Genomic DNA, 1,827 nt, shown 5'->3' with positions numbered 1-1,827 from the left:
GGTGCGCGAGGGGCGGCGCGAGGGCGGGGGGCTGATCGACGGGTATCTGATCGAGCGGCTGGCCGAGTCCGACTACTCGGGGCCGCTGGCCGCGCTCGCTCAAGTCGTTTCGCCCGAGCCCGTGTTGAGCGAGGAGTTGCTGGGGCTCGCCCGGGCCGTCGCCGATCGGTACGCGGGGAGTCTGGCCGATGTGCTCCAGCTGGCCGTGCCGCCGCGCAACGCGAGGGCTGAACAGAAGCCGTCGCCCGAGCCGTTGCCGGTTCCCGAGGCGCCGGGGGCGGGGTCCTGGGCCCGGTACTCGCGGGGGGCAGCCTTCGTGGAGTCGCTCGCGGGTGGCGGGGCGCCCCGGGCCGTGTGGAACGCGCTGCCCGGGCCCGGCTGGGCCGAGGAGTTGGCCCGGGCCGTGGGGGCGACGCTCGCCTCTGGCCGTGGCGCCCTCGTCGTCGTGCCGGACGGGCGGGCCGTCAGCCGGGTCGACGCCGCGCTGACCTCCGTGCTGGGCGAGGGGCGGCACGCGGTGCTCACCGCCGAGGCCGGACCCGAGAAGCGGTACCGGCAGTGGCTTGCGGTGCGGCGAGGATCCGTACGGGCTGTTGTGGGCACCAGGGCCGCCATGTTCGCCCCTGTGCAGGACCTGGGGCTTGTCGCCATGTGGGAGGACGGGGACGGCAGCCACAGCGAGCTGCACGCCCCCCAGCCGCATGCGCGGGAGGTGCTGTTGCTGCGGGCCGCGCACGACAAGTGCGCCTTCCTGCTGGGAAGTTGGAGCTGCACCGTCGAGGCCGCGCAGCTGGTGGAGAGCGGCTGGGCGGCTCCGATCGTCGCCGAGCGGGAGCAGGTGCGGGGCGCGGCTCCGCTCGTACGGACCGTCGGGGACGGGGATCTCGCGCGCGACGAGGCGGCGCGGGCCGCACGGCTGCCCACTCTCGCCTGGAAGGTCGTACGGGAGGGGCTGAAGCAGGGGCCGGTGCTGGTGCAGGTGCCACGGCGTGGCTACGTGCCACGGATGGCCTGTGCGCAGTGCAGGGCGGCGGCTCGGTGTAGGCACTGCGCCGGGCCGTTGGAGGGGCAGGACGCCGGCGGGCTGCGGTGCGGGTGGTGTGGTCGGGACGAGCCGGAGTGGCGCTGTCCCGAGTGCGGTGGGTTCCGGTTGCGGGCGCAGGTCGTGGGGGCGCGGCGGACCGCCGAGGAGCTCGGGCGGGCCTTTCCGGCGGTCCCCGTACGGACGTCGGGGCGCGAGCAGATCCTGGACACCGTGCCCGGGGCACCCGCGCTGGTCGTCAGCACGCCGGGCGCGGAGCCCGTGGCCGAGGGCGGGTATGCGGCGGCGCTGTTGCTCGACGGCTGGGCGATGCTGGGGCGGCCCGATCTGCGGGCCGGGGAAGAGGCGTTGCGGCGGTGGATCGGGGCGGCGGCGCTGGTGCGGGGGCAGCGGGACGGCGGGACCGTGGTGGTCGTCGCCGAGCCGACGCTGCGGCCGGTGCAGGCGCTGGTGAGGTGGGATCCGGTGGGGCACGCCGTCCGTGAATTGGCCGAGCGCGCCGAGCTGGGCTTTCCGCCCGTGTCGCGGATGGCCGCCGTGTCCGGGACGGCGGAGGCGCTCGCCGGATTCCTGGCCGCGGTCGAACTGCCGCGTGAGGCCGAGGTGTTGGGGCCCGTGCCGGTGGCTCCGGCGGATCCCGGGCGGCCACGGCGGACGGGGGCGCCACCGGTGGGCGAGCCGTGGGAGCGGGCGCTGATCAGGGTGCCGCCGGGGAAGGGGGCCGCGTTGGCCTCCGCGTTGAAGAACGCTCAGGCGGCTCGGATGGCGCGTGGGGGGAGCGGGGG

At 76.4% G+C, this 1,827-nt stretch carries 1 protein-coding gene; it reads left to right on the top strand.

The window, feature by feature from the left end; translation table 11 throughout:
* Nucleotides 1–1,827, top strand: a 1,827-nt coding sequence (locus AOK17_RS47660; protein WP_055618834.1) for a primosomal protein N', incomplete at both ends; no start/stop codon positions are given.

This window comes from Streptomyces phaeochromogenes (assembly GCF_001418655.1).
GTDB lineage: Bacteria > Actinomycetota > Actinomycetes > Streptomycetales > Streptomycetaceae > Streptomyces > Streptomyces phaeochromogenes.
This window is presented reverse-complemented; position numbering and strand designations above follow the sequence as displayed.